The sequence below is a fragment of the Psychrobacter sp. ANT_H56B genome (assembly GCF_008369245.1).
Taxonomy (GTDB): Bacteria; Pseudomonadota; Gammaproteobacteria; order Pseudomonadales; family Moraxellaceae; genus Psychrobacter; species Psychrobacter cryohalolentis.
Genome location: NZ_VOBF01000005.1, coordinates 142587 through 167970, shown reverse-complemented (window position 1 = coordinate 167970; position 25384 = coordinate 142587). Strand labels below are relative to the sequence as shown.

The following is a 25384-nucleotide window of genomic DNA, read 5'->3' as shown; positions in this document are numbered from 1 at the left end:
AGGCGTTATAAGTGTGCTATTCAACGATGGTATTGAGGGATACAACGGCGTTTTTCTGTGCAGGTAACAGCTTGATATTCCAACGCAGGGTACGGTATTCAGAAAACGGAATTTTGACCATCTTGCCATCTACTTTACGCATCAATGGCATATCCATATAGTTCTTGCCATCGATGCTAGCTTGAGCGCTTAATGGACTTGCTTCACCAGTGAAAGTCATATTGGCAGGGATAGGCAAGATAACTGCTAAGTCTTGAATATCTTTATTGATGGTGTTGCTATAAGTGGCTTTATACTGAATAACAGTACCTGCTGGAGCAGTACGAACGGGCACATAGCTAGTTTTGCCCGCAGCGTTTTTAGTGACTTGATTGGCAGTTAAATCCATTTTTAAAGCGTCATCGGCATGAGCGGTACTTAACAATAATACCGATGTTAAACTGGCTAATAAGGCGGTGCGTAAAATATTAAAACCTTTCATATAGTATTCCTTGTTTACACTATTGCTATTAATGAGACTTAAATGTCATCTTATATGATTCAAAAATCGTAATCAGTAATCTATAAAAGTTTAGGTAATGACAGATTTTTTCTTAAGGGTATTGTCACAAAATAAATACATAATTTCACTATAAATAAGACAAACGGCATTTTAAGGCGACTAAACGGTAAAAGCCCTATCTTTTGAGATAGGGCTTTTGTTGAAAAATTTGATTTTCTAATGTTAGGGACGATATAAGATAAGTAATCACTATGGATTCGATGTACTTCCATATTTGGTATTGAAGTAAAAATTGCGATTGGTTCTTGCATTGAGGGTAAGAGTTTTGGTTTTGACTTCACCGTTTGCTCCAATAGCGGGGTTTTCTGCAGCATTATAATCAGTCGTTGAGAGTGGAGGATTGGCAAGTACTGATGTGACTTGAGCACCGTTTACTCCTTTTTTCTGCAACACATCTCGCATCACAAAATCGTTGATTGCGATATTTGCACGGTTGGTGGCGGTAATTCTATAAGCAATACATTGCTGTGGAGTAATATTGCCTAAAATAGAGTCCATGCTAAATCCAGTTCTTGGATCAGAAGTAGTTGGTACTGTAGTATAATTTAAAGTACTGGCATTACAGTCATTTACAAACTGGTATTTCTGTAATACCAAAGCAGCATTTGCAGCGATGACTCTACCGAAGTTATTATCTGGATAATGGTAAGTGGTATTTGCAAATGCAATCACTTTCTTATCACTATTGGTACGGATAGTATAGACATTAGCGGTATTATTATTTTTTTCTATTAGACAGAGATTATTGGTATTGCCACTGATGGTAGTAATAGGAACATTTATCTTATATTGACCAATAGTAGATGCACCAGCATCAACTAATTGCGAACCGTAAATAGAGCCGTTTGTACAGTGAGTAAGCTCAATAGTACTACCAGTAATACCAGCTTCAGCATTAGGTGTAGTGTTATCGAATATGCCGTTAAAGTAATTAGCGTTATTAGCATAAGGACCCGTTGTAATATTGGCATTAGTAGCACTAGCATCTGTGATACCGCCATTATCATTAAAAACGATACCTGAAAAAGTATATTGTGGCGTGTAGCAGTAGCTATCTACTCGAAACTGAAACCTTTGACTTGTAGGAGTAGTTACATTATTAGTATTAGTGTAGCTAAAAGTGACCGATCTGATATCCTCGCTAAATAAGACAGATCCTTGACAATTTGTATCAAGAGCAGCAGTGCAGTTAAATGATGCATTTGTAGAAGAGGTCTGAAGCCCATTTGCCAGCTCAATGACACTGGATCCAGATAGTCTTTGAAAAGTCCCTTTAATCTTAGTATTGTTTCGGGTTATGCCAGTGATGCTGACTAAATCATCCCAACCTGTCTTATTGCTGCCTATGCTTTTATCAATATCAAACGCGCTTATGGCAACATTATTTAAATAAAGAGAGTCACTATTCCCAGTGTTTTGAAAATCTAAAGTGATATCAGAACGAGATGTTAGATCTTTGAAATTTCTATTAATATCCATAGCCGGATTGGCGCTAGTTCCTGTGATCGTAGTATTATTACCAGAAGTATTAACGTTGATATCTTCAATAGTCATTTTGATTTTCAATGGAATAGACAAACTTGACGTACTTGTCATAGGCTGATAAGTATTTGTGTCAAAACTCTCTTTGAGCTTAGTGTAGTTGCTGTTATCGAATATTCCCTTAGTTGAGCTAGCTGGGCATGCTAGGTTAGCTCCAGGATTAGGTGCAAGTGCAAATGATGAATTACTGATTGCAAGAAAAACTATCGCTGTCATCAACGCCAATATTCGATATAGATATTCACCAAATAATTGTGAAACTATTACATTTACGAAGCGCTGAGTCTGATACATATTGCTATCCCTATAAACTGATATTCACTAACAATCATTTATGTAAATACGCACGATAAACATAACCAAAAATCTGTATATATTACGTAATTCATCATATTAAGCAATAATTTTGTAAATTTCCTAGAAAACGGATGAATGGTAGATTTAATATGACCAAATACATATATTTCTGTTAAATATTATATTTACCGCTCATTACAAAGAATATCCCAACAAACCTCCCAAATATCTCAAAAAACATAATCACTATTTATTTTAAAAATACTTGTCATATTGGCATTTCTTTATAGCTATAAACAATACGTAAATAAACCCCTATAATAGAGCGTCAATATCATTTGATGATGAAAGTCGCATATCGGCTGTCGTTTACTTTTACTACGATGTCTGTTTGAACCCCATGCCAAGCTACAGTTGCTGATTATTAGCACTGGTCTGTAATAGCCAAGACATATAATGGAATGACGAGATGCAGCAAGGAAGGCATTAGGTAAATCGTTTGCTTACGAAAATATGTATAACTCTGTGATTTAATAATACCCTGCCACCGTGTAGGGATGACTGATAAAAAAGGATTAGAAAAGATGAATTATTACAAGGATGCTGATAGCAGCGAAACGCAGGAATGGCTGCAAGCTTTTGAGTCTGTGATTAAGCATGCCGATAAAGATCGTGCGCAGTTCTTATTGAAAGCCTTATACAATATGGGGGTACAAGAAGGCCTGCCCTTTAACCGTTTAGATACGGCCTATATCAATACCATCGCCGTTGAAGATGAGCCGATGTACCCAGGTGATTTGACGATCGAGCGCAAGATTCGTGCCTTGATTCGCTACAATGCCTTGGCAATGGTGATGCGCGCCAATAAAAACGATGACGATTTGGGTGGTCACTTAGCCTCATTTGCTTCTAGTGCGACGCTATATGAAACGGGTTTTAACCATTTCTTCCGTGCTGCTAGCGATCATTTCGGCGGCGATATGATTTATTATCAAGGTCATTCAGCGCCAGGTATGTATGCCCGTTCTTATCTTGAAGGTCGCTTGACTGAAGATCAGTTGGATAATTTCCGCCGTGAAGTCGGTGGTAAAGGGTTATCAAGCTATCCACATCCTTATTTGATGCCGGACTATTGGCAGTTCCCAACGGTTTCGATGGGCTTAGGTCCTATCATGTCAATCTACCATGCCCATGTACATCGCTATATGGAAAACCGCAAACTGCTAGAGTCAGAAGGTCGTAAGATTTGGGCGTTCTTAGGTGATGGTGAAACAGATGAGCCAGAAAGCTTAGGTGCTATTTCTCTTGCTGGTCGTGAAAAGCTGGATAACCTGATTTGGGTCGTTAACTGTAACCTGCAGCGCCTCGATGGTCCTGTTCGTGGTAATGGTAAAATTATTCAAGAACTTGAATCCGTATTCCGCGGTGCAGGCTGGCGAGTGATTAAAGTGGTTTGGGGCGGTAACTGGGACAGTCTGCTTGCTAATGATGATACCGGTGTCCTTAAACACCGTATGGAAGAGACAGTCGACGGTGAGTATCAGCTATATGAAGCGCGCGATGCCAAATTTACCCGTGAGCATTTCTTTAATAAGTATCCTGAATTAAAAGAGATGGCAGATGCCTTAACGGATGAAGATATTTCACGTCTGAACCGTGGTGGTCATGATCCGATGAAGGTTTATGCCGCGTTTAGTGAAGCCATGAAAACCAAAGGTCAGCCGACGGTTATTTTAGTGAAGACCGTCAAAGGCTATGGTCTATCCACCACCCAAGCGGTTAACAAATCGCATCAAGTCAAGAAGCTTGATCAAGAAGCATTGGTGTACTTCCGTGACCGTTTTGATTTGCCATTTACTGATGAGCAGTTAGAGACGCTTCCGTTCTATCGTCCAGCTGAAGATTCAGCAGAGATGAAGTATCTAAAAGGTCGCCGCGAAGCCTTGGGTGGCCATTTGCCAAATCGCCGTAGTGGTCATATTCCTTTGAATATCCCTGATTTATCTATCTTTGATCGGGTTTTAAAAGGCAGTAACGGTAAAGAGCAATCAACCACCATGGTGTTTGTGCGCCTATTATCAGCAATGCTAAAGAACAAAGACATCCAAGACCGCGTCGTACCTATCGTACCTGATGAAGCGCGTACCTTTGGTTTAGAAGGTATGTTCCGTCAATTGGGTATTTACTCTGCCGTTGGTCAAAAGTATACGCCTGAAGACAGTGAAGCCTTGATGGGTTATAAAGAAGCCATCGATGGTCATATGTTAGAAGAAGGTATCAACGAAGCGGGTGCAATGAGTGCGTGGATTGCGCTGGCAACCAGTTATTCAGTGAATGCGCTACCGATGATTCCGATGTACATCTACTACTCTATGTTCGGTTTCCAACGCATTGGTGATTTGGCTTGGGCCGCTGGTGATTGTCAAGCACAGGGTTTCTTATTGGGTGCAACGGCAGGTCGCACGACGTTAAATGGTGAAGGCTTGCAGCATCAAGATGGTCATTCGCAAATTTTATTCAACGTCGTTCCTAACTGTGTGAGCTATGATCCGTGCTTTGGTTATGAGTTGGCAGTGATTATGCATGACGGTCTACGCCGCATGTATGCTGAAGGCGAGCGTATTTATTACTATCTCACCGTGATGAATGAGAACTATGAGCAACCTGCAATGCCAGAAGGCGTTGAAGAAGGCATCAAACGTGGTATGTATCTGCTAGAAGATAATGGTTCTGCGCAAGTTCAGTTATTAGGTTCTGGTGTTATTTTACGTGAAGTGCAAAAAGCGGCACGTATCTTAAAAGACGAGTTTAATATCACATCGAACGTCTGGAGTGTGACCAGCTTTAATGAGTTGACACGTGATGGTATGGCGTGTGATGACTATAATCGTCTACATCCAATGGATGAAGAGCGCGTGCCATGGATTACTGAACAGCTTGCACCGCACGAAGGTGTGGTCGTTGCCGCAACGGATTATATGCGCAACTATTCAGAACAGATCCGTGCTTGGTTGCCAGATAGCCGTCCATATACCACTTTAGGTACTGATGGTTATGGTCGCTCCGATACCCGCGAAAATCTCCGTAGCTTCTTTAACGTTGATGCCGCCCATATTGTTGTTGCTACTCTAAAACGCTTGGCTGATGAAGGCGAAGTGGAAATGCGTTTGGTTAAAGATGCGATCTCTAGCTTAAATATTGATATCGATCATCCGCCTGCATGGCAGCAACAGTCATATTATGACTATTCTCCAGACGCTCCAGCACCTGGCAACATCAATCCGATTCCTGTACCTGAGTTTGTTGCTGAAGATGATGATGAAATCAGCAGTGAAGGTCGCGCCGAAGATCAAGCCGATGCAACCTTACTTAATAATGATGATGTCGAAGAAAAATAACCATAAGACAAGGAAATGAAAAATGGACATTAAAGCCCCCGATTTGGGTGTCGATAGCGCCGAAGTCAGTGAAATTATGGTTGCAGTTGGTGACGTCATTGCAAAAGACGATAATATTATTTTACTTGAGTCAGATAAGGCTTCGGTCGAAGTGCCAAGCTCTGCTGCTGGTAAAGTGACTAAAATCAGTGTTGCGATTGGTGATCAAGTCAGTGAAGGTATGGTGCTAATCGAGCTTGAAAGCGAGAATGACAGTCAAGATGAAAGTCAAAGCACAGAAGCACCTGCTGCTACTCAAGAGAAGTCTCTTAATACTGAGCAAGAAGAACTGCAAAAGGAAGAGCAGAGCGATAAGGTAGCCGTTGAGTCAAATACTGATCAACCTGTTGAGCAAGAAGCAACAGCGACCACGCATGCGCTCCCAGATTTAGGCGTCGATGAAGCGCAAGTATCTGAGATTATGGTCAGTGTTGGCGATATGGTCACTGCTGATCAATCTATCTTGCTGATCGAGTCAGATAAAGCGTCGGTTGAAGTGCCAGCGCCACAAGCCGGCAAAGTCCAGAAAATACTGATACAAGTAGGCGATATGGTTGCCAATGGTCAAGACTTTATTGTCATCATCGCTCAAAGCTCAGACAATGCTAATGCTACGAGTGAAGCCAAAGCACCAGTCGCTCAATCGCAAGATTCAAAACCAGCAGTGAGCGAGCAAAAGACTGATTCAAGTCAGGAAGCTGCTAAACAAGCTACGACTGAGCCTAAACAAGTTGCTAGTACTACTGCAAAAAGCAGTACAGGTAATAAGCTGACCGAAGCACAAGTCAATGAAAAAATGGTTGATGTCTATGCTGGTCCCGCCGTGCGTAAACTTGCCCGTCAGTTGGGTGTGGATATTAGCCAAGTAACAGGTTCAGCACTGAATGCACGTATCTTAAAAGAAGATTTATTTGCTCATGTGAAGCAAAGCTTGACGACAAAACAAGCTGCACCCGCTACTGGAGCCGGTGTATCTAGAGCCAGCTTACCAAGCTTACCTGATATGAGTAACGTTGAGATTTGGGGCGAAACAGAAACCCAAGACTTAACTCGCTTGCAAAAGGTGTCGATTCCACAGCTGAATTACAACACTTACTTGCCACAGGTGACGCAGTTTGATTTGTCTGATATCACTGAGACAGAGCAGCTGCGTAGTGAGCTTAAAGGCAGTATGAAAGCTGAAGGTGTTGGACTGACAATTTTAGCCTTTATTGTCAAAGCAACGGCTTATGCATTGACCCAGCATCCACGTTTTAACAGTCATTTAAGTGACGACAATACCCAAGTCATCCTACGTAAAAGCGTAAATATGGGGATTGCAGTAGCAACAGATGATGGCTTAATCGTGCCAGTGATTAAAAATGCTCACGAAAAAGGTATTAAGCAAATTGCGATTGAAATCGGCGAGTTGGCCATCAAAGCCCGTGATAAAAAGCTAAGTACTAAAGACTTGCAAGGCGCAAGCTTTACTATCTCAAGTCAAGGTATCTTGGGTGGTACGGCGTTTACGCCATTGGTGAACTGGCCACAAGTTGGTATTTTGGGGGCATCAGAAGCGACGATGCAACCGAAATGGAATGCTGATAAGCAAACTTTTGAGCCGCGCTTGATGTTGCCATTGTCATTATCGTATGATCACCGTGTGATTAACGGTGCTGATGCGGCAGTATTCACGCGTTATGTCGCAACATTGCTTGCTGACCCGCGCCGTATCTTGCTATAAACTTTAGTATTACTTAAATATGTTATGAATCATAAAAAGACTGTCTGCGGATGGTCTTTTTTATAGCTGTTATTGCAACAAATGATAGATAAATAATAGACACAAAAAAACCAGCTTATCGCTGGCTTTCTATTTATGATATTTAGCTTATAACTCTGATAAATTAGAACTGTTTTACAAAGGCAACGCCATAAGCCCAAGGACTGATATCGATTTTGCCAATATCAGTACCATTTAAAGTAGCGTCAGTTTTGATGTCCATATAGCGAGCATCAATACGGAAAGACTCAGAGGCTGCAAAGGGGATATCAAGACCGATATGACCAGCAACACTAACGCTATCATCAAGCTTTAATTCAGTACCTACAACGTTTGCTTTTTCTTTAAAGAACATCGTGTAGTTTACACCAACACCCACAAACGGTTTTACATTCATAGGTAGGTTATAATCATCGAAGTGATATTGTAGAGAAAGCGTTGGTGGTAAATGCTGAGTTCTACCAGTGATCTCATTATTTAAAGCATCAGTTAAGGTAAAGTCATGATGAAATGGAATGGCAGCGAGTAGTTCAACACCAACGTTATTAGCGATAAAGTATTCACCACTGATGGTTGGACGGACATCACCATCAACATCTACAGCATAGTTTGTGCCACCTATAGTGACATCACCATTATCATTTTTAGGATCAACATAGTGTGCACCAGCGGCAACTGTCCAAGTACCAGCAGGTACAGCAAAAGCAGTGGTCATAGTAAGTGCAGTAGCAGCGGCTAAAACTAGGGATTGTAGTTTCATCGTTTAATTCCTCAACGTTTAGATAATGGTCGCTAGCTCATGAGGGATGTCATAAGTTAGCAACATATAATATTAGGCTAGGGATTAACCTGTAACATCTGCTATCTATTATAGTACAAACACCTTACTAATAGTAAGGTTTTAAGCGGAACGTTCAGATATTTATGCGTAAAGTTACAATGAGAAAGGTTTTGATACGTTAAAGTTTATGGCATAACCTATTTTGATTGTAGGTTTTTGCTATTATTGATATGCCATTATTTTATAAAGGGATCGGTTATCTATTATGCTTGGCTACTGTAGTAATTCTCCACTGCGCTGTGACAACGCTCTCTCATTGATAGTGTTAGACCAAATAGATTCTTGTTGCCCGATCTGTGGCTTATCCTTGTTACCTGCCCAAAAACGTAGTCATGAGTGGCGCGCTGAAGAGCGGTTATTGCGCATAGCGTTTTTCGCCGTTGCTATCATATTGGTCTTGGTTGTCTATATTTATTATACAAAGTTAGTATAATCAGACTCTCATAACGGCTTTTTTGTTCATCCAAGCTCGGTGTTACACCGCATAGGGACGGCATGCTATTTCAATCTATACGGCGCTTGCGTCTTTTTGTCTATAATATTTTGCAAAACGATGAGCATGATACGCTCTTTAGTCGCTGTGTTGATTATTTCCTTATTTTTTTGATTATGGCAAATGTCACTGCGGTGATTGCAGAGTCTGTTGATACTTGGTACTACCCTTATCAAGAATACTTTACGTGGTTTGAAAATTTTTCTATTGTGATATTTTCTATTGAATATTTGCTTCGCATATGGAGCGTTGCTGAAGCCAAGCCAAGCAATACTACATGGCGACAGCGCTGGGATTGGCTAAGAAGTCCATCTGCATTGATTGATTTGATTGCCATTGTCCCTGCGTTTTTGAACTTCTTTGTCAGTATAGACTTGCGTTTCTTGCGTATTTTACGTTTGTTTCGTATTCTTAAATTGACTCGTTATTTTGCCTCATTGCGTATTTTGTTGGTGGTTATTAGTAAGGAAAAAGGCTCCTTCCAAGCGGTTATTTTTATCTTAATAATTATGATTGTGACCGCTTCTAGTGGTATCTATCTAGTAGAAAATCATGCACAGCCAGAAGAGTTTGAATCGATACCAAAAGCCATGTGGTGGGCGGTAGTTACTCTAACAACGGTAGGTTATGGCGATGTGACGCCGATTACCAATGCTGGTAAAATATTAGGCGCTATTATTACTATATTGGGCGTTGGTTTAGCAGCGTTACCTGCTGGTATTTTGGCAACCGGCTTGGCAAATGAGCTCAGTCAGCGCCGTGAAGAGCTTGAGCAGGATTTCAGGGGACAGCTGATTGATAGTGATTTTGATTTGGTTCAAAATCAGATGATGATTGAAAAAATCCGCCGCGAGCTTGGCTTAGATAAAGAGCAAGCGCAGGATATTGTGCTGCAAGTGCTGCGTGAGCAAGAGCTTGAGCGCCGTGAAAGAGATGTGCAGCAAAAGAATTTTTGTCCACATTGCGGTGAGCGCTTATAGCAAAGGACTATAGTCAGGGAAAAGTAACATTGATACATCAAGTACTGCTGATATTAATTTTTCTTGCTTGCTTGCTTGCTGTGCCTACGCCGACAGAGGCTGCAAAAAATTTATACCAGCAGCACTGTAGTGTTTTGAAGATATTTTAACTATGCCAGTTATCACAGGCTTTTTTCTGTATCGAATCGCCCATATAGAATTAAAAATGGTCAATGGCTTTGTATCGCGATTGACCATTTTTAATTAAGCGCGGCACATCCTTTTAGCTATATATGGCTTGCGGGATCGGTAGGGCACGAGCCAATTCATGCGCCACTTGTTGCGCCGCTATTGCCAAATCTGTTGCAGGGAGTGGCAGGTTCTGTAACGTTAGATGCCAGTCATCTACTTCTCGGCGCAAATGGGCGACCCACAGTGTCACGCAGTCACGCGGCAGCTGCTTTAAATTGACCTCAAAAGAGCGGTTACCTTCATCATCGCTGAGATGAATCTCGCCTTTTTTAACTCTGGTAAAAGGTTGTCCGTAGTAGGAGTTGGCAATCAAAGCAATATGCGTGATATGAGCAGGGATTTCATCCAGATATAGTCTGATTTGCTCTTGATCAAGCGGTGCAAGATACATCGCTTGGTTGCCGCGGTCTTTACCATTCAAACTATCGCCTTGATGGCATATCGATTCGGCTTTGTCGCGCAGCTGCTTAAACCAAACGATGTCGCTGATGGTGCAGTTGTCATCATATAATACGCAAGCCAAATCAAGATCCATGGAGTTTGCATTTTTATTAAAACGCTTCTTTAATTTTTTAAATAAGCCTGTCTGTTCAACCTTGGTAAATTCATAATTGAGACCAAAAAACAAAGTTCCTGCGTCCAAACCCAACCCTCTTAAGCTGTCTGAAAGTAGTGGCGATGGGGTAGTGGTCGACATAATAATCCTTTTGATACTTGGTTTTTTTATGAATGAGTTAGGTAGATGTAGAAGCTATAAAAGTGCTTGTAAGAATGGCGTAAAAAATTAGATATCTTCCACTACTTTATCTAATACCGCTTGATAAAGCAGCTCTGGTTTGGCGTTTAGCAGCCCATTACCAAAACCTCGTAACCACCAAACCAGCTGAGAAGTTAGATTCACCGTTGCTTGTATGGTCAAGGTTTCATCGTTATTGATGCTCACAATTTGGTCATCACTGAGCTTACTTTCTGTTAAGCTTTTGCCAGCTTGTTTGGTAAATTGTAGCTCAATCGCTGTATATTTGCCATGATTGGGCAGTTGGCGGAATAAGGGGTGGCTAAAGCCCATACCACCTGCATCCAGATAGTTATCCAACTGAAAATTATCAGGCGTTTTTGCTGCGCTCTCTAATATCTCAACACTGGCAAATCGATGTAGGGCAAAGGTGCGAATGATAGTTTCGCTATCATCAGTGCGGGTCGCGAGCAGATAAATAACCACCCCGCGTTGGATAATAGCAATAGGGTTTAAGGTATATTCGCTGGCTTGGGATTTGTTGCTACGGGTATAGCTGGCTTTGATTTGTAATTGATAAAATAAAGCATGATAAATATTATCTTTACTGTCCAAATCAATGTGCGGCGCAATCAAAGGCTGGGTCGCGGGTTCAATGCGAACCCTATCAATCCATGAATGGGTTACTTTACTGTTTTTAAGTTGGCGACGTGCCAAATCAAACCAAGGAAATAACTCATCTAAAATAACTGGCGGTAGCAGCTGGCTTAGATTGGCTTCCACCATATTAAAGGCAACCGCTTGAGATAGATTCATATGCGGCAAGCTTTGTAGCGGCGCATCGTCTTCCCAGCGCCAACCTTGTGGATTGGCATTATTTTTTTCGATAGGAAAACGTTTGGCAAGGGCGTTTAAGTCGCGCTGTACTGTGCGCAAACTGATATCAAAACCTGCCAGTATCAGCTGCTCATAGACATGAGTGGTGCCGACCCAACGATTACGTTGTAATTGTGACAACACTTGCCACTGCCGCGCTGTTGTCGCAGCACCATGACGACTATCAGCTGCATCATCAGCGGCTTTATTGTCTGAAAATGCAACAGTGTTTGCTTGCTCATCAGTAGCCTGTTGATTGTCGCGATTATCATTGTCAGTATGAGCAATGTCGGTATGAGATACAGTCATGAAAAGATAACCTTTGTAATGTCACGATTATAAAGTCAGCGGGTTATTCACATTGGTATGAGCATGAAAGGACATCAGCAGATGGTTATTATATAGCATTGCACAGAGCACCCTAATATCTAGCGTGCTTCATCTATAATAACTTCTTCTACGATGATATCGTTATCCTCTTTAATAAGCTGTTCTTTAATAGCCTTTTCTTTGTTAGAGACTTTATTCTTATCTTCTTTTTTTTGGCGTTTGGCTTGGCGTTTCTTTTTGGCTTTCTTTTTTGATTTTTTATCGTCAATATCATCATCTGTATTTTGGTTTTCATCCCATAGCATCAAACGACTTAAGACTTTACCAAACAACGTCTCTTTGCGGTAGCGACTTTTCTTATTCACTGTATCGACAGGTAATCCCGTCATTAATGTGAGCGCTTCACTGAGCGTGTGCACCCCATATATATGAAAGCTACCTGATTTTACAGCGGTAATGATATCGTCGCGTAGCATAAGCTGCTTGACGTTTGCCATAGGAATGACCACGCCTTGCTGTCCAGTCAACTCTTGCTCACGGCACGCATCAAAGAAACCTGCAATCTTGGAGTTGATGCCGCCGACGGCTTGTACTTCACCAAGCTGATTCATAGAACCTGTAATCGCAAGAGATTGATTGATCGGTACGTTTGCTAAAGCAGATAATAGGGCACAGCCCTCACTGACAGTCGCGCTATCACCATCAATATGCGCATAGCTTTGCTCAAACGCCAGTGAAGCACTAAAATTTAGTGCATGGTGCTGACTAAATAATGCTCTTAAGTAGCTGGTCATGATCAGCATACCTTTGGCGTGCAAGCTACCGCCCAAATCAACATCGCGCTCGATATCTAGGATTTCACCCGTACCGATATTTGGCTGAATGACCGCTGTGAGACGGGCAGGCATGCCAAACTCACTATCGGCATAGCTTACCACTGTTAACGCGTTGACTTGCCCAACTGCCTCTCCTTGGGTCTGAATAAGCTGTTGACCGTTTTTGAGCTCATCCCAATAGAGGTCGCGTAAATATCCTGAGCGCTCATCCATATCCTCAATAGCTTGCACCACATGTTTGGCACTGACGATATCCTGTCCGCCCAAACGCGCATGGCGATTGGATTCATGCAACAGCTTAATAAGCAAATCACTGTGCAGACTTAAACGGTCTTGATCCTCTGCTTGCAGACTTAAATGCTCAAGTAGAGCAGCTTGTGCCCTTCTATCAAATGGATAAAGATTGGCGTAATCGATGATGTCTGCCATCTTTCCGACCAACGCGAGCTCGTGCTCATGAGTACGAACCACATCATCGTGGAAGTCAGCACGTACCTTAAATACCGCATCAAACTCCGGCTCAAGCTCCAGTAATTCGTAATACAAGTCAGCTTCACCTAATAAAATGACCTTGATATCAAGATCAATGGGCGCAGGCGATAAGGATAAGCTACCTGTTAAGGTCAGCATTTGCTCAAGACTTGAGAGTTTAATTTTACGAGACTGTAGTGCACGCTTAAGACCTTGCCACGCATAAGGATGCTCAAGCAGATGACTGGCTTCAAGCAGTAAGTAACCTCCATTAGCACGATGTAAAGCGCCGGCACGAATCATGCTGACATCGGTCGTAACCGTACCTAATTGAGTGATCTGCTCTACATGACCTAATAAATTTAAGTGAGTAGGCAAGTCTTCAAAGATAACGGGCGCACCACTATCAGGCTCATGACTGCTAATAACATTGACCGCATATCTACTAGGCGTCGTGGCGAGCAATGCCGTTACAAACTCTTCATCATCTCCATTAACGATACGCTCGACATGAGTCACCATATCGGCAAAGACTACTTTTAGATACTCAACGACCAGTGGTTGAGCACTGAACTGCTCATAAATAGGGGTAAACAATGGCTGTAATGCTCGCTTGGCAATATTGCGATGTAGCGACTCGATGGCATCATTGGCTTCATCTTCTAATTGCTCTAAAGCAATCGTCAGCTGACTCAGACGTTTTTGCATATGATTTTTTTGAGCAAAATTATTTAGCTCAGTTTCATATTCGCTGCTATATGAACTATCATTAGCCTTAACATCGCTCTCATCGGTGCTAACGGTCGTCGCTTCCTTATTGTCATTGATAAGGGTATTGTTTTTATGACTATTGGAGAGTTTGTCTGATTTATCATCCATATCGCTCGTTTCTGTTGCAAGCTGGCTTGGATGAACAAAAACGGCTTTATTATCAAACGGCCGAAACGTTAACGCTAGATCATACTGCTTGCCCTCAGCATTGAGCACATCATAGGCATGACTTTCCTTTTGATGTGTGTCATTTTTGATGGCTTCTATCTTGCTTTGATACTGATCACTGCGAAAGCGTTGACTCAGCCGTTTTTTGGCTTGTTGCCACAAAGTATTGACTTGATGTTGCAAGACAGCGGCCTGACCAGCAGGTAAGCGTAGTGCCAGTGGCGTCCGTGGGTCAGTGAAGTTGTGTACATATACCCAATCATCCGGCGTCGGTGCATCGGCTGCGATAAGACTGAGCAAGCGACTAATCACCGTACGTTTACCCAAACCATTCTCGCCAGCCGCAAACACATGATAGCCACTAGCATGAATATCGAGTGCCGTATGCAACGCCTTAAGCGCCCGCTGTTGCCCAAAACCAATATCTAAATCGGGTGCGCTACGAGTATCGGCTGGCAGCAGACTAGGTTTACTATAGCGTTTAAGCTGATTTGCCGCGACGAGGCAGCGCTGACTGACTTCTATGAATATAGGGTGAGGTGTAATAGGCGCATCAGTAGCGTTAGGGTTATTTTCTTTTTCTACCGACTTGCGGGCCGTTTTTTTACGTTTTAAGCTTTTATCCAATTTCTTCTTATTTAAGGAATTTTTATCAAATGATTCCTTATTGGCTGAGGGCTCTTCATGGGGATGCTTGTTACTTGAGCCACTAATAGGCATTATAGCCTCTGCGGTATTATCGCTAATGTCTTGTTGGTCTTTATTCAGGGGTATGTTTGGCTGTTCTGTCATAGGAATAGGGTCAGTCGCTTAAAAATATTAAATGGTGATTGATTTTGGTTTTTTTGATGGGGCAATGGATACATTAGCATTTATAGTAATAGAACATCTTACAAGATATCGCTGTTTTTTAAAGCAGTCATTGAGCGCAAATTTGTATCATGAGCGATTATGTCTTAGCGAATAAAAGTTTACTAATAGTAATTATAAAACAATAATAGTAGAACAGTTAAAGAAGAATAACAGCTCAATATAGGCGTAGATAGTATAAGATGACGCACATTGGCGCAATCTGCAACTATTCAATAAGCAGCCTGCATGATAAAATAGACGGTTCACATGTCAAAAACGGATAAACCCTTGTATGTCAGACTCCTCTAAATCTTCTTTATCCTCTGCTACCATGGGTAATATCCATATTGATCCGACAGGCTTTGTAAAGCTTGGCGCACAATTACAGACATTGGCGAATATCTTAGCGCAAGCAATAGACGAGTTGGGTCTAACATTGAGTGCCCAGCAGCAGCGCAGCTTATTATTGTATTTAGACCAGCTTTTATTATGGAATAAAGCGTATAATCTGACCGCGATTACTGATCCGGTAGAAGCACTTATCAAACATGTTATCGATTGTTTGGCTATTATAACCCATTTACCCTCGGGGTCGCTGCTCGATATTGGTACGGGCGCAGGTTTGCCGGCAGTGATTATTGCTATTTGTCAGCCTGAGCGCTCATGTACAGCGCTTGATAGCAATCAGAAAAAAATCCGCTTTATTAAGCAAGTGAGCAGTGAGCTTGGTTTGAGTAATATGCAGCCTATCGCATCGCGTATTGAAGCGCACGAGGCAAGCTATGATGTAGTTACTTCTCGAGCATTTGCCAGTTTGATAGATTTTGTTGCAGTTGCCGAGCCGCGATTGGTAGATAATGGCTATCTATGTGCGATGAAAGGCAAAGCGCCAAGTGAAGAAGAGTTAGACGCTTTAAGTAACGATTGGCAGTTTAAGACCATTAAATTAAACGTGCCACGTTTACATGATAGTCGTCATTTAATTGAATTGTCTTATAAAAATGTCTAAGCTATGAGCACAGCATTTACCATGAAACTATCTTTTTTATGGTAAATGCTGTGCTCATGTTTATGTTTTCAGTAAAAGCGCGTGTTAATAAAATTAGTAACAGATCCTAATTAAATTGAGTGAGTGTATGGAAATCATAGCGATTGCGAATCAAAAAGGCGGAGTGGGTAAGACCACAACGGCGGTAAATTTGACCGCCAGCTTGGCTGCCAAACGCAAGCACGTACTGCTCATTGACTTAGACCCACAGGGTAATGCGACCAGTGGTACGGGTGTCGATAAGAATGAGTTGGCACTGACGATAGCAGATGTGCTCCTTGATGGGGTGGCTTTATCTGACGCTATTGTTAGCAGTCCGGCAGGATTCGATGTCATCGGTGCCAATCGTGATTTGGCGGGTATGGACATCACTTTGATGAGCAAAACCAACAGCCATGAGTTATTTAAGACGGCAATGGCAGAGTTGATTGAAGCTCAAAAAGCGGCACAAAAACCTGCCTATGATTATGTGATTATAGATTGCGCGCCCAGCTTAAATTTATTGACAATTAATGCGTTGGTGGCGACTGATAGCGTTATTATTCCGATGCAATGCGAGTATTATGCGTTAGAAGGCTTGGCGGATTTGTCTCAAACGATAGAACGTTTAACAGAGTTGAACCCTAAGTTATATATTCGCGGTGTGGTCAGAACATTATTTGATGCACGCAATACGCTCGCCCGTGATGTGTCTGCTGAGCTGGAAGCGCACTTTGGTGAGATTATGTATCAAACCATTATTCCAAGAAATATCCGTTTGGCTGAAGCGCCTGCGCATGGTCTACCGGTCATTGCTTATGAGAGATGGTCAAAGGGCGCACGTGCTTATCAGAAATTGGCCGCTGAAGTCATGAAACAAAGTCGATAGTTATGTGGTTATAAGAGAAAATGATCAATTATAAAAAATAATGGATCACTGGAGTAATCAGCCAGATAACAAAATTGTGCACATCGTATTTATTATTGAATTTAAAACATTTGGCTTTTATTTTAGCGTTAGAGGATAGGTAATCATGGCGAAGAAAAGAGGGTTGGCTGCCAATCGAGGTTTAGACGCCTTATTAGGGTCAATCAAAAAAGAAAAGCAAATCACCGCCTCTGCCTTGCAAGACGATATAGCCGTGCGTGAGCAGGCTTTACCAGCTGATCCAATAGAGACAAAAGCGACGGTCAAAACTGCCGCTAATGCAAAATCTACTGCCGCTTCTGAGTCAAAAGATGCCAATCAACGTAAAGCTCGTACACCGCGTACAGTAAGTAAAAATACTGCCAATGGCAATCGTGTAAACGTGAGTGAAAGTAACGGATCTGAAGACCAAATCAGTTTGGTGCAAATCGATGTTACCCGTTTGCAGGCTGGTAAGTATCAACCGCGTCGTGACATGAGTGAAACGGCACTGGCAGAATTGGCATCTTCTATCGAACAGCATGGTGTCATGCAGCCTATTGTTATTCGTCCATTACTCGCCACAGAAGATAAAAGCGAAGCTTTTGTTACGCACGAAATCATCGCCGGTGAACGCCGCTGGCGTGCGGCGAAAATGGCAGGCAAGTCAGTCATTCCAGCGATTGAGCGTGCTTTGTCAGATGAGCTGGCGATTGCCCTCGCATTAATTGAAAATATCCAGCGTGAAGATCTATCCGTGATTGAGCAAGCAGCAGCATTACAGCGTTTTCATACTGAATTTGGTATGAGTCACGCTATGATTGCTGAAGTCGTGGGTAAAGCACGTACTACCGTATCAAACCTTCTGCGCTTAAACCAGTTGCACGACACGGTCAAAGATCACCTAGCTACTAGCGCCTTAGATATGGGTCATGCGCGTACGCTTTTAGCGTTATCATCTGAGCAGCAGCCTATCATTGCTCAAAAAATCATCGATGGTGGTATGACCGTACGCGAAGCTGAAAAGCTTGTTAAATCTATTTTGCAGCCAGCGCCAAAAGCCAGTCGCACCGAACAAGTACAGTCTCGTGATGTTGAGCGTTTGACGCAGCGACTAACAGATATGCTCGGCGCTGAAGTGAAACTTAAGCATAAAAAAGACGGGCAGGGTAGTGTTGAGATATTCTTCCACAGTCAAGATCAATTAGCCGCTTTAATTAAGCATATGGAAGCACAGGCTTAAAATATTGCGTGTGTATTTAATCTAATGCTTATTTAAATAGTCTTGATGACCGCTATTTTTATCAAAATATAGAAGAGAGTTGATATGTGGGAGTTGGTAAAAGCGGGTGGTTGGCTGATGACACCTATTGTATTGTGCTCTATTTTAGCATTGGTGATTATTATTGAGCGTAGCCATACCTTACAGTTTAACAAGGTTGCCCCAAATAGATTGCGTGAGCAGCTGATTACTCGCCTTCGTGAAAATGGTGACATTGGTCGTACGCAGCTGATGAATGTCAAAGAAAAGACTGCGCTAGGTGATATCCTAGCAACGGGTTTGCTCTATCGTCAATACGGCTTAGAGTCGATGACGATGCATATGCAAAATCGTGCCAGCGTACAAGTCCATCAATTAGAAAAAAACATCAATATGCTTGGTACTATCGGAGCGATTGCCCCTTTACTAGGCCTGTTGGGTACAGTACTGGGTATTATCTCATCGTTCTTAGCGATTACTGATGGTGCGATGCAAGACCCAACGATGCTTGCTGCAGCGGTGTCGCAAGCTCTGATTACGACTGCGGCTGGCATGATAGTTGCCATCCCAGCGTTGGTAGCCTATCGCTATTTTCAGCGCCGTATCATCGATATCAATGCGCAATTTGAAACCCAAGCAGGATTGATGGTTCAAGAGTTGTACGATTATCAATTGTTAGAAAACACCCATATTCCTAATACATCTAAGCAAGTTACTCATGCTGCAGTAGATGCTAGCATAAGAGATCAGCACTCAATTGACGGATTTGATTTAGATAAAACGGCAACGGCCACTCTATAGTTATGTTTTTAGCAGCGCCATAATGGCATTGTGAAAACGCTATATTGGTCAGATTAGTATCGGATATCACGACTATTGAAGAGAGTGACATGCGCTTTAGAAAACCAACCGTTGAGCCGCTTGAAATTAATCTGACCCCGATGATTGATTGTTTATTATTTTTAATCGTGTTTTTGCTACTAGCAACCTCGTTCAATCACTTTAGCCGCTTAAATATTATTTTGCCTGAAGCGGAAGGTGTGGCACTGACCGACGATAAAAACAGTATTGAGGTAGCCGTGCAAGAAGATGGCAGCTATTTGGTCAATGGTATTACCCTTGCCAGCAGCAATGAAGCTGAACTCACCAGTATGTTGCAGCAAGAGGCGGGCAGTAATCGTGATATGCTATTTGTGATTGCCGCTGATGCCAATGCCACACATCAATCAGTGGTAAGAGTGATGGATATCGCTGGTAAATTGGGCTTTTTAAATATAAACATTAGTACCGTGGTACCACTTGGTCAAGCGTTACCGCAATAAATCTGAATAAGCTTGGCTTATAGCGTGTTTTCAGTATTAAGCACCATCACTCTTTTTTATGGCTATATACATCATTGCAAGTTACTGCTTTATCAGTGCCATTCACTCTCGTTCTTATACCTATATTGAGGCTTTTATGAGCCAAGCTTACCAACCTGACTCTACAAAAACTTCTGCTAAAACACCAGTAGCACCAACAGTGGTGACCTTAAATCCGCCTAAACGCAAGACGCTCATGCGTTTACTGGCTTATTTAAAACCATACTGGTGGGCAATATTACTCACCATTATCGGTTTTGCTATTAATGCCGCCACCGAGATTTGGATTGCCAAACTCTTGCAATACATCACTGATGCTATCAATCAGAACGATCAAAGTAAGCAAGATTTATTTCCGTTTATTATTGTGATGTTGTTCTTTGTGCGCGGTGTGGGTAGCTTTTTGGGTAATTACTACACGGCATTGGTATCGCGAAACTTGGTCTATGAGCTGCGCGTAGAGGTGTTTAATAAGTTACTGCGTTTGCCAAGTTCATTCTATTTGGCCAATCCGGCAGGGACGATTTCGTCTAAGCTTATTTTTGATGTTGAGCAGGTGACCGCTGCTAGCACCGATTCGATGAAAACGTTATTACGTGACGGTCTGACCGTGGTTGCCTTGATGGGCTTTTTGCTTTATAGCAACTGGCGTTTGACTCTGATTTTATTCGTTGTGCTGCCACCGATTTTATGGCTTATCCGGGTTGCCTCAAAGCGTTATTTGAAGCTTTCCAAGGGTATTCAAGAAACGATGGGTGATGTCAGTCATATCACCAATGAAGTCATCAATGGTTATCAAGTGGTCAAAAACTATGGCGGACAAGTATACGAGTCTAAGCGCTTTGATGTGACGTCTAAGAAAAACCTGCGCCAAGGCATGAAGGTTGTTGTGACCAATAGTATCAATACCCCAGCAGTACAGTTATTGATGGCAATGGCAATGGCAGTCGTGGTTTGGCTAGCATTACGTCCTGCGGTGATAGATGATATCTCAGCTGGTGAGTTTATCTCCTATATCGCAGCAGCAGGTCTCTTAAGTAAGCCAGTACGCTCATTGACGGATGTCAATCAACAACTGCAGAGAGGGCTGGCGGCTGGTGAATCGATATTTGCTTTATTAGATGAGCCGGAAGAGGCGGATACTGGTGTGCTTAGCCCTACCTTGGCAGGTGAGATTAAACTGGATAATGTCGGCTTGGTTTATCCAGATTCAACCGTGGCACTACACGACTTTAATTTGGATATACGTGCAGGCGAGACAGTAGCGCTCGTTGGACGTAGTGGCGCGGGTAAATCATCTTTAGTCAATTTGCTCACACGCACGTTAACCACTTCTTCAGGGCAGATTACGCTCGATGGTATGCCCATTGAAGACATTAAGCTTGAAAGCTTACGTGCTCAGATTGCGATGGTCAATCAGCAAGTGGTACTGTTTAATACCACTGTGTTTAATAATATTGCTTATGGCAGTTTGGCTCATAAAACCCCAGTCGAAGTTGAGCAAGCAGCAAAAGATGCCTTTGCTCATGATTTCATTATGCAAATGCCAAATGGCTATCAAAGTGAAATCGGTGCTGAAGGTTTGCAACTCTCTGGCGGTCAGCGTCAGCGCCTATCGATTGCCCGTGCTCTGCTAAAAGATGCGCCAATTTTGATATTGGATGAAGCTACTAGTGCTTTAGATAATGAGTCAGAATATTATATACAAAGAGCACTCGATAACATTATGAAGAATCGCACGACACTGGTTATTGCGCATCGATTGACTACAATTGAGTCTGCTGATCGCATTGCTGTACTAGATGGTGGTCAGATTGTTGAGCTTGGCACCCATGCTGAGCTGATGCAATTGCATGGTCATTATGCGCAGATGTATGCGCGTGATTTTGAATAATTATGAATATTGAAACGGTAATAATACGTGCATGGCAACGTCAAGCGGCTTGGCTTTGGCTACTGTTGCCAGTGAGTTGGCTGTATGCACTGTTGATGGTACTACGCCGCCAAGCTTATAAAGTAGGTGTTTTTTCCAGTTACCGTGCGCCTATTCCAGTCATGGTGATTGGTAATATCACGGTGGGTGGTAGCGGAAAGACACCATTAATTATTGCTTTGGTTCGACATTTGCAGCAGCAAGGCATTAAAGTAGGGGTTATCAGTCGCGGTTATGGCGGTGATAGCAGCCAGATGCCATTATTGGTTAATACAGAGAGCGTCCCTAATGTCGTCGGTGATGAGCCATGTCTCATTGTTAATACGACAGGGACAGCCATGGCAGTATCTCCTAACCGTCAGCAAGCGATTGCTATTTTGCTAGAGGCTTATCCAGAGCTACAGCTGATTATAGCTGATGATGGTTTGCAGCATTATGCGCTGCAACGTGATATTGAATGGGTTGTGGTAGATGCGGCGCGAGGGTTTGGGAATAAACAGTTGCTACCGACAGGATTTTTACGCGAACCCATTTCACGATTAAAGGGTGCTAATGTCATTTATCATCAAAAGCCAGACGCATCATCAATACATAATAAATCTGACTATAACAAGCTCTTAACTGAGCATTTAACGATGCATTTACAAGCGGATGATTTGGAACTGTTGTGGTCATCTAATAATCAGATGGATAATTTAGCCGTAGTAGCCATGGCACCTGAGAAAGGCAGTCAGGTACATGCGGTGAGCGGCATTGGGTATCCTCAGCGTTTTTTTGATACTTTAAATGCTCTTGGTTTTGAAGTTATTCCGCATCCTTATCCTGATCATTATGATTTTAGTCTGGATGAACTGTTGCAGTATACTGATCATCCTATTATCGTGACCAGTAAAGATGCCGTGAAAATAAGAGCGTTGATAATGCAAGCAATTATTAATCAAGCGCTGAGTGATGAGTATAAAGAGCTGGTCAGCAGATTATGGGTATTGCCAGTGACCGCAGTATTGTCAAACAGTTGTTACGAGAGTTTACAACAGCAATTGCAAACCTTGGACATCGATATAAGCATGAGAAAGCAATAATATAGCGTTTATCATATAAAGATTTAAAAGGTTTTATAGGAACAGATTATGTCATCAGCCCTTATGCCCGTCAAAACTCATATCGTCATTCCTGCACGTTTAAAAAGTACGCGTTTACCTAACAAGCCATTATTAACCATTCACGGCAAGCCTATGATACTTTGGGTGGCTGAAAAAGCACGATTGGCGGATTTTGCCGATGATATGTGTATTGCAACCGATGATGAATCGATTGCAAAAATTTGTCTAGATGCAGGTTTTGATGTGGTGATGACAAGCAGTGAACATGCTTCAGGCACGGACCGTTTGGCTGAAGTAGCTGCCATCAAAGGCTGGGCTGCCCATGATATAGTGGTTAATATGCAAGGTGACGAACCACTAGTACCGCCATTATTGTTAGAGCAAGTTAAAACATTATTGGTACAAGATGCAGAGAGCGTCATGGCCACTTTGTGTGAGCCAATCGAGGACTATGATACCTTTATGCGCCCATCCGTCGTTAAAGTGGTCAGTCAGAAGTCCAATGACCAACAGCGCGCACTTTATTTTAGTCGCGCGCCGATTCCTTGTAATCGTGACGTTGTATTAACCAGTGAGAATAATAAACAGCCGCCAAAAAATGCCTATCGTCATCTAGGCTTATATGCTTATCGTGTCAGTTTGCTACAGCAATTTGTTCACTGGTCACAAACGCCGCTTGAAATACTAGAAAGCTTAGAGCAATTACGTGTGTTGGAAAATGGTGGACATATCGCCATTGCTAAAGCTGCCTGCTCATTACCTGCAGGTGTCGATACGCAAGAAGATTTGGATCGTTTAAATGCCATGAGTTTGACAGATTTCCAAGATTATTAATGTAGAATAGCCTAAGCAATAAAAATACAGTTTCTATTAAAATAGTTTTAATTAAATTTTATAGCATTATTTTTATTCCAAATTACTCTTAGAAATTATGCTCTAACACAGATTTTTAATTGAAAGATATTAAGTGAGTGCCATGAGTGAGCTGACAAATATGACAGATGATATGTATTTTGCGCCACTATTGCCATGGCAACACGAACTTTGGTCGCAGCTGACAATGCGGGTACTAGCGCCGCAGCAGTCTTTACCTCATGCGCTGTTGGCGGCTGGCATGCAAGGCATGGGCAAGCGCGCTTTTGTATGGCGATTGGTGGCATGGTTATTATGCCGCGCGCGTGATGCGCATCCACTCGGCGCTTGCGGGCATTGTGAGAGCTGTCAATGGCTTAGATCAGGTACGCATCCAAGCTTACAAGTGTTACCGCTGGTTAGCCTCCCAGTCAATGCTGATAGTAGCGCTCAAAAAGAAGCGTTAACTAATAGTACAAAAGATAAAAAATCTGCTAAGACAGCTAGTAACGCATCATTAAAAATAAAGGTGGATGATATTCGTGCCTTGCAGCCTTTTATTTATCAAGGCGGGCAGGGAATGCGTATTTGCGTGTTAGATCATGCTGAGAAAATGACCATTGCCGCTGCCAATGCGCTACTTAAAACATTGGAAGAACCCCAAGCCCAAGTCCATTTATTTCTGATTAGTGATGCCCCTGCACAGTTGCTCCCAACGATTAAAAGCCGCGTTCAGCAATTGGCATTACAAACGATTGACCCTGCTGTCGCAGTAGATTATATGACTAAAGCATTGGGTAGCAATATCCATCGTAAAGCGGTTGGTACAGATGCCATTGAGCAGCTTATCCAGTTAGCAAATGGTGCGCCTTTAGCAGCTGTGGCACTGGCTCAAGCGCCATGGTATAGCAAGCGCACGCTATGGCTGACGACATGGCAGGCATTACGTAGCGGTAAGCGCAGTAGCGTGGCGGCAAGTGACTATTGGCAAACCCAGCTTGGTATTGTCGAATTTATCCAGCTGTCTGAACTCATGATAATCGATATCCGCCGTGTTGGTTTGGGCTTTGAAGCGCAGCAAAAAGACATTAATTTTTTAATCAATTTAAATGATTATCAACCTATTGATAGTGGGTTAGATGTGTTTGCGCATAGCTTACAACAGACAAAAATTGCGCTGCAACAAAACGTGCAAGAAAAATTCGCTTATGATAAGCTGATGCAAGATTTGGCTTGCTTATAATAGACAACAAAGCCTAAAGATGCTTTCGCATATCAGTGCATGCCACTAACTTATTATCAGTATGTATACTCTAATACTATACAAGATAACCCTGTGTGAAAAAATACTGTAAACCTCATGGATAAAGGGAGCTGACTATGGCAATGCCAGGACGTGGTGGGATTTTAACCTGTCATATTGAAAACATAGATATGCTATATGCAAGCTATCTGTCCTTTGTTACCAATGGGGCATTGTTCGTGCCGTCTGATCGAGCGCAAAAACTGGGTGACGAAGTTTTTATTGCTGTTACTTTGCCCAATTCTAGCGAGCGTTTGCCTATGAATGGCAAGGTAGTTTGGATTAATTCTAAAGCTCAAAGTGGTCGACCAGTAGGTTTTGCAGTCCAAATGGGCACGGACATTACGGGATTGAGAATAAAGAACGAAGTTGAGCGTTTATTGGCAGGTAAGATTGACAGTTTGCAGGCTACTTATACTATGTAGTTTTAATACTTATCAGCAATCATAATA

At 42.3% G+C, this 25384-nt stretch carries 19 protein-coding genes; 13 read left to right on the top strand and 6 right to left on the bottom strand.

The features are described from left to right. Positions 1-16: 16 nt before the first annotated feature. Both FQ082_RS08195 and FQ082_RS08190 read right to left on the bottom strand, forming a co-directional pair. Positions 17-481 carry a hypothetical protein gene (locus FQ082_RS08195; RefSeq protein ID WP_149492736.1) on the bottom strand — a complete coding sequence of 155 codons (465 nt, stop codon included), beginning with the start codon at positions 479-481 and terminating at the stop codon, positions 17-19. Between the two features lie 270 nt (positions 482-751). After that, on the bottom strand, positions 752-2398 hold the full coding sequence (locus FQ082_RS08190) for a hypothetical protein (RefSeq protein ID WP_149492735.1): 1647 nt from the start codon (positions 2396-2398) through the stop codon (positions 752-754). 587 nt (positions 2399-2985) lie between these two features. Here FQ082_RS08190 and aceE point away from each other — a divergent pair. Together aceE and FQ082_RS08180 are read left to right on the top strand one after the other, a co-directional pair. Then, positions 2986-5799: a pyruvate dehydrogenase (acetyl-transferring), homodimeric type gene (gene aceE, locus FQ082_RS08185; protein WP_020443257.1), complete on the top strand. Its 2814-nt coding sequence runs from the start codon at positions 2986-2988 to the stop codon at positions 5797-5799. Between the two features lie 22 nt (positions 5800-5821). Continuing rightward, entirely contained in the window at positions 5822-7561 is a 1740-nt protein-coding gene (locus FQ082_RS08180; protein ID WP_149492734.1) for a 2-oxo acid dehydrogenase subunit E2, read from the top strand. A 163-nt stretch (positions 7562-7724) separates the two neighbouring features. Here the strand turns inward: FQ082_RS08180 and FQ082_RS08175 are convergent, their stop codons facing one another. After that, entirely contained in the window at positions 7725-8360 is a 636-nt protein-coding gene (locus FQ082_RS08175; protein WP_149492733.1) for an OmpW/AlkL family protein, read from the bottom strand. Positions 8361-8936: 576 nt separating this feature from the next. On the opposite strand from FQ082_RS08175, the gene FQ082_RS08170 reads away from it, so the two are divergent. Beyond that, entirely contained in the window at positions 8937-9914 is a 978-nt protein-coding gene (locus FQ082_RS08170; protein ID WP_020443260.1) for an ion transporter, read from the top strand. 262 nt (positions 9915-10176) lie between these two features. Here FQ082_RS08170 and FQ082_RS08165 read toward each other — a convergent pair whose 3' ends face one another. The 3 genes from FQ082_RS08165 to FQ082_RS08155 form a co-directional block, all read right to left on the bottom strand. Beyond that, positions 10177-10842, bottom strand: coding sequence for a TerD family protein (locus FQ082_RS08165; protein ID WP_149492732.1), 666 nt, complete (start codon positions 10840-10842; stop codon positions 10177-10179). An 87-nt stretch (positions 10843-10929) separates the two neighbouring features. Then, complete coding sequence (locus FQ082_RS08160) at positions 10930-12066, bottom strand: helix-turn-helix transcriptional regulator (RefSeq protein ID WP_149492731.1); 1137 nt, start codon at positions 12064-12066, stop codon at positions 10930-10932. A gap of 119 nt (positions 12067-12185) precedes the next feature. Next, positions 12186-15125, bottom strand: a complete 2940-nt coding sequence (locus tag FQ082_RS08155) for an ATP-binding protein (RefSeq protein WP_149492730.1) — start codon at positions 15123-15125, stop codon at positions 12186-12188. 352 nt (positions 15126-15477) lie between these two features. Between FQ082_RS08155 and rsmG the strand changes: the two genes are divergently transcribed. From rsmG to FQ082_RS08105, 10 genes are all read left to right on the top strand, one after another. Next, the gene (rsmG, locus tag FQ082_RS08150; RefSeq protein WP_149492729.1) at positions 15478-16194 is read left to right on the top strand and encodes a 16S rRNA (guanine(527)-N(7))-methyltransferase RsmG; all 717 of its coding nucleotides are present in this window, start codon (positions 15478-15480) and stop codon (positions 16192-16194) included. A gap of 127 nt (positions 16195-16321) precedes the next feature. Next, the gene (locus FQ082_RS08145) at positions 16322-17101 is read left to right on the top strand and encodes a ParA family protein (protein ID WP_149492728.1); all 780 of its coding nucleotides are present in this window, start codon (positions 16322-16324) and stop codon (positions 17099-17101) included. A gap of 145 nt (positions 17102-17246) precedes the next feature. Then, on the top strand, positions 17247-18362 hold the full coding sequence (locus FQ082_RS08140; RefSeq protein ID WP_149492727.1) for a ParB/RepB/Spo0J family partition protein: 1116 nt from the start codon (positions 17247-17249) through the stop codon (positions 18360-18362). An 84-nt stretch (positions 18363-18446) separates the two neighbouring features. Continuing rightward, entirely contained in the window at positions 18447-19181 is a 735-nt protein-coding gene (locus FQ082_RS08135; protein WP_149492726.1) for a MotA/TolQ/ExbB proton channel family protein, read from the top strand. Between the two features lie 89 nt (positions 19182-19270). Next, positions 19271-19702: an ExbD/TolR family protein gene (locus tag FQ082_RS08130; RefSeq protein WP_020443268.1), complete on the top strand. Its 432-nt coding sequence runs from the start codon at positions 19271-19273 to the stop codon at positions 19700-19702. 136 nt (positions 19703-19838) lie between these two features. Next, positions 19839-21635 carry a lipid A export permease/ATP-binding protein MsbA gene (msbA, locus tag FQ082_RS08125; protein WP_149492725.1) on the top strand — a complete coding sequence of 599 codons (1797 nt, stop codon included), beginning with the start codon at positions 19839-19841 and terminating at the stop codon, positions 21633-21635. Between the two features lie 2 nt (positions 21636-21637). Continuing rightward, positions 21638-22756, top strand: coding sequence for a tetraacyldisaccharide 4'-kinase (gene lpxK, locus FQ082_RS08120; RefSeq protein ID WP_149492724.1), 1119 nt, complete (start codon positions 21638-21640; stop codon positions 22754-22756). A 48-nt stretch (positions 22757-22804) separates the two neighbouring features. Further along, a complete protein-coding gene (kdsB, locus tag FQ082_RS08115) occupies positions 22805-23611 on the top strand; it encodes a 3-deoxy-manno-octulosonate cytidylyltransferase (protein WP_149492723.1) in 807 nt (268 codons plus the stop codon). A gap of 142 nt (positions 23612-23753) precedes the next feature. Continuing rightward, complete coding sequence (locus FQ082_RS08110) at positions 23754-24872, top strand: DNA polymerase III subunit delta' (RefSeq protein WP_149492722.1); 1119 nt, start codon at positions 23754-23756, stop codon at positions 24870-24872. Positions 24873-25009: 137 nt separating this feature from the next. Next, positions 25010-25357 (top strand): PilZ domain-containing protein, encoded by a 348-nt coding sequence (locus tag FQ082_RS08105; protein ID WP_011513403.1) that lies wholly within the window; start codon positions 25010-25012, stop codon positions 25355-25357. Positions 25358-25384 lie beyond the last annotated feature (27 nt).

What these genes read in the sequence shown, in the direction of transcription:
- FQ082_RS08195 (WP_149492736.1), bottom strand. Translation starts at nt 481, where the DNA reads ATGAAAGGTTTTAATATTTTACGCACCGCCTTATTAGCCAGTTTAACA.
- FQ082_RS08190 (WP_149492735.1), bottom strand. Translation starts at nt 2,398, where the DNA reads ATGTATCAGACTCAGCGCTTCGTAAATGTAATAGTTTCACAATTATTT.
- aceE (WP_020443257.1), top strand. Translation starts at nt 2,986, where the DNA reads ATGAATTATTACAAGGATGCTGATAGCAGCGAAACGCAGGAATGGCTG.
- FQ082_RS08180 (WP_149492734.1), top strand. Translation starts at nt 5,822, where the DNA reads ATGGACATTAAAGCCCCCGATTTGGGTGTCGATAGCGCCGAAGTCAGT.
- FQ082_RS08175 (WP_149492733.1), bottom strand. Translation starts at nt 8,360, where the DNA reads ATGAAACTACAATCCCTAGTTTTAGCCGCTGCTACTGCACTTACTATG.
- FQ082_RS08170 (WP_020443260.1), top strand. Translation starts at nt 8,937, where the DNA reads ATGCTATTTCAATCTATACGGCGCTTGCGTCTTTTTGTCTATAATATT.
- FQ082_RS08165 (WP_149492732.1), bottom strand. Translation starts at nt 10,842, where the DNA reads ATGTCGACCACTACCCCATCGCCACTACTTTCAGACAGCTTAAGAGGG.
- FQ082_RS08160 (WP_149492731.1), bottom strand. Translation starts at nt 12,066, where the DNA reads ATGACTGTATCTCATACCGACATTGCTCATACTGACAATGATAATCGC.
- FQ082_RS08155 (WP_149492730.1), bottom strand. Translation starts at nt 15,125, where the DNA reads ATGACAGAACAGCCAAACATACCCCTGAATAAAGACCAACAAGACATT.
- rsmG (WP_149492729.1), top strand. Translation starts at nt 15,478, where the DNA reads ATGTCAGACTCCTCTAAATCTTCTTTATCCTCTGCTACCATGGGTAAT.
- FQ082_RS08145 (WP_149492728.1), top strand. Translation starts at nt 16,322, where the DNA reads ATGGAAATCATAGCGATTGCGAATCAAAAAGGCGGAGTGGGTAAGACC.
- FQ082_RS08140 (WP_149492727.1), top strand. Translation starts at nt 17,247, where the DNA reads ATGGCGAAGAAAAGAGGGTTGGCTGCCAATCGAGGTTTAGACGCCTTA.
- FQ082_RS08135 (WP_149492726.1), top strand. Translation starts at nt 18,447, where the DNA reads ATGTGGGAGTTGGTAAAAGCGGGTGGTTGGCTGATGACACCTATTGTA.
- FQ082_RS08130 (WP_020443268.1), top strand. Translation starts at nt 19,271, where the DNA reads ATGCGCTTTAGAAAACCAACCGTTGAGCCGCTTGAAATTAATCTGACC.
- msbA (WP_149492725.1), top strand. Translation starts at nt 19,839, where the DNA reads ATGAGCCAAGCTTACCAACCTGACTCTACAAAAACTTCTGCTAAAACA.
- lpxK (WP_149492724.1), top strand. Translation starts at nt 21,638, where the DNA reads ATGAATATTGAAACGGTAATAATACGTGCATGGCAACGTCAAGCGGCT.
- kdsB (WP_149492723.1), top strand. Translation starts at nt 22,805, where the DNA reads ATGTCATCAGCCCTTATGCCCGTCAAAACTCATATCGTCATTCCTGCA.
- FQ082_RS08110 (WP_149492722.1), top strand. Translation starts at nt 23,754, where the DNA reads ATGAGTGAGCTGACAAATATGACAGATGATATGTATTTTGCGCCACTA.
- FQ082_RS08105 (WP_011513403.1), top strand. Translation starts at nt 25,010, where the DNA reads ATGGCAATGCCAGGACGTGGTGGGATTTTAACCTGTCATATTGAAAAC.